The organism is Comamonas jiangduensis, assembly GCF_030162955.1.
Lineage (GTDB): Bacteria > Pseudomonadota > Gammaproteobacteria > Burkholderiales > Burkholderiaceae_C > Comamonas > Comamonas jiangduensis.
In genome coordinates, this window is the sequence record NZ_JARXOV010000034.1 from 1 (window position 1) to 2,727 (window position 2,727).

General features: G+C 59.2%; 3 protein-coding genes. All 3 read left to right on the forward strand.

The features are described from left to right. Window positions 1-1,392 (forward strand): cytochrome ubiquinol oxidase subunit I (locus QEP12_RS16770; RefSeq protein WP_284214971.1); only part of this gene is annotated, 1,392 nt, incomplete at its 5' end. 17 nt (window positions 1,393-1,409) lie between these two features. Further along, entirely contained in the window at window positions 1,410-2,561 is a 1,152-nt protein-coding gene (gene cydB / locus QEP12_RS16775; protein ID WP_174863774.1) for a cytochrome d ubiquinol oxidase subunit II, read from the forward strand. Between the two features lie 112 nt (window positions 2,562-2,673). Beyond that, window positions 2,674-2,727, forward strand: a 54-nt coding sequence (cydX, locus tag QEP12_RS17085; protein WP_431308109.1) for a cytochrome bd-I oxidase subunit CydX, incomplete at its 3' end; no start/stop codon positions are given.

A 2,727-nucleotide genomic window follows, 5' to 3' on the forward strand; every position in this document is an offset into this window, starting at 1 on the left:
ATGGGCGTAGCCACCGGTGTGGTGATGGAATTCCAGTTCGGCATGAACTGGAGCTACTACAGCCACTACGTGGGCGACATTTTTGGTGCGCCGCTGGCGATTGAGGGCCTGATGGCCTTCTTCCTGGAAGCGACCTTTGTGGGGCTGTTCTTCTTTGGCTGGGATCGCATGACCAAGGTACAGCACTTGATTGCCACCTGGCTGGTGGCGATTGGCTCCAACTTCTCGGCGCTGTGGATTTTGATTGCCAACGGCTGGATGCAAAACCCCGTGGGCGCGGTGTTCAACCCGCAAACCATGCGCATGGAGGTGAACGACTTCTTTGCGGTGCTGACCAACCCGGTCGCGCAAGCCAAGTTTGTGCACACCGTGTCGGCGGGCTATACCGTGGCCGCGATTTTTGTGCTGGGCGTGTCGGCGTGGTATCTGCTCAAGGGCCGCCACGTGGCCCTGGCCAAGCGCTCGATGACCGTGGCGGCCTCGTTCGGCCTAGCGGCGTCGCTGTCGGTGGTGGTGCTGGGGGATGAAAGCGGCTATCTGTCGTCCGAACACCAGAAGATGAAGCTGGCGGCCATTGAAGCCATGTGGGAAACCGAGCCAGCTCCCGCAGCCTTCACGGCATTTGGCTTTCCCGACACTGCAGCGCGTGAAACCCACTTTGCCGTGCACATTCCATGGGTGATGGGCCTGATCGGCACCCGCTCGCTGGACACTGAAATTCCAGGCATCAATGACTTGGTGGCGCGTGCCGAAGAGCGCATTGAGTCGGGCATCAAGGCGTATGACGCCTTGCAAACAATTCGCAGTTTCAAAAAGCCTTCCGATGTGCCGCCAGAGGTGGTGACCACCTTCGAAGATCACGGTGCCAACATGGGTTATGCGCTGCTGCTGATGCGCTACACCGATGATCCGCGCAAAGCCACCCGCCTGGAGATCCAAAAGGCTGCGGCAGACACCATTCCTCCGGTGGGCCCCTTGTTCTGGAGTTTCCGCGTGATGGTGGGCCTGGGCATGTTCTTTATCGTGCTGACCGCCACGTTCTTTGTGCTGTCGGCACGCCGCAAGCTGGATGCCTACCCTTGGTTGCTGCGTGTGGCAGTTTTCGCCATTCCTTTGCCTTGGATTGCAGCCGAATGCGGCTGGATCGTGGCTGAGGTGGGTCGCCAGCCCTGGATTATTGAAGGGGTGTTGCCCACGGCCATGGCGGTGTCCAACCTGGGGGCAGGCACGCTGCTGCTGACGATTGCCCTGTTTGTGGCGATTTATACCGTCATGTTCATCATTGAAATGGTGCTCATGCGCAAGGCCATCTTGAAAGGCCCGCATGAAGAGAGTGAACCTCACCTGCAGGCCTACACGAAGAAGTTCGTGGATGTTTACAGCGCCAAGTAACCGAGGGAGTCAACACCATGATCTTGCATGAACTTTTGAGCTATGACGTGTTGCGCGTCATCTGGTGGTTGCTGCTGGGCATTTTGCTGGTCGGCTTTGCAGTGACCGACGGTTTTGACCTGGGCGCCGCCGCGCTGCTGCGCGCCACGGGCAAAACCGATGTGGAGCGCCGCGTGGTGATCAACACCATCGGCCCCGTGTGGGAAGGCAACCAGGTGTGGTTGATTTTGGGCGGCGGCGCCATCTTTGCCGCCTGGCCCCAGCTGTATGCCATCTCGTTCTCGGGCTTTTACCTGGCCATGTTTGCCGTGCTGGTCTGCCTGATCTTGCGCCCCGTGGCGTTCAAGTTCCGCAGCAAGCGCGAAGGCACTGCGTGGCGCAACGGCTGGGACTGGGTGCTGACCCTGTCGGGCTGGGGCGCAGCCCTGGTATTTGGCGTAGCGATGGGCAATGTGCTGCTGGGCGTGCCTTTCCGTCTGGCGCCCGATATGCGCATTTACTGGGATGGCTCGTTCTTTGACCTGTTCACCCCCTTTGCGCTGTTGTGCGGCCTGGTGTCGCTGACCATGCTGCTCATGCACGGTGCGGCGTGGCTGGTGTTCAAGACCGAAGGCGCGGTGCAAGCGCGTGCCACCCGCTGGGGCATGGTGGCTGCTGTGCTGACCACGGTGCTGTATGTGATCGCGGGCGTGTGGCTGGCCAAGCTCAGCGGTTTTGTGCTGACCGAAGCCATGAGCACCACCGGCCCTTCCAACCCCATGCTCAAGTCTGCGGCCATAGGCCAAGGCGCGTGGCTGGCCAATTACGCCAAGCAGCCAGCGCTGTGGATCGTGCCTGCACTGGGTGTGCTGATGCCTTTGCTGGCCGCCCTGGGCATGAAGCTGCGCCGTGAATGGCTGGGCTTGCTGAGCAGTGGTTTGGCCATCGCCGGGATTGTGCTGAGCGTGGGCGTATCGATGTTCCCCTTCATCTTGCCCTCGTCGGTCAATCCGCAGTTCAGCCTGATGGTGTGGGATGCCTCGTCCAGCCACCTGACGCTGTTCATCATGCTGGTGTCCACCGTGATCTTCCTGCCCATCATCTTGGCCTATACCAGCTGGGTGTATCACATCATGCGCGGCAAGGTGCGTGTGGAAACCATCAGCGAAGGCAAAGGCCACGCTTACTAAAAAAGGAGCCGCTAGCGCTTGTTAAATAAGATTTTCCATATGTTTTCATATGGAAGTGGATGAAAAACAAGCGCTGGCAGCTATGAATATTGAATAACTGAAAGGAAGTGACATGTGGTACTTCGCTTGGATTTTGGGCTTGCCCTTGGCCGCAGCGTTTGCGGTG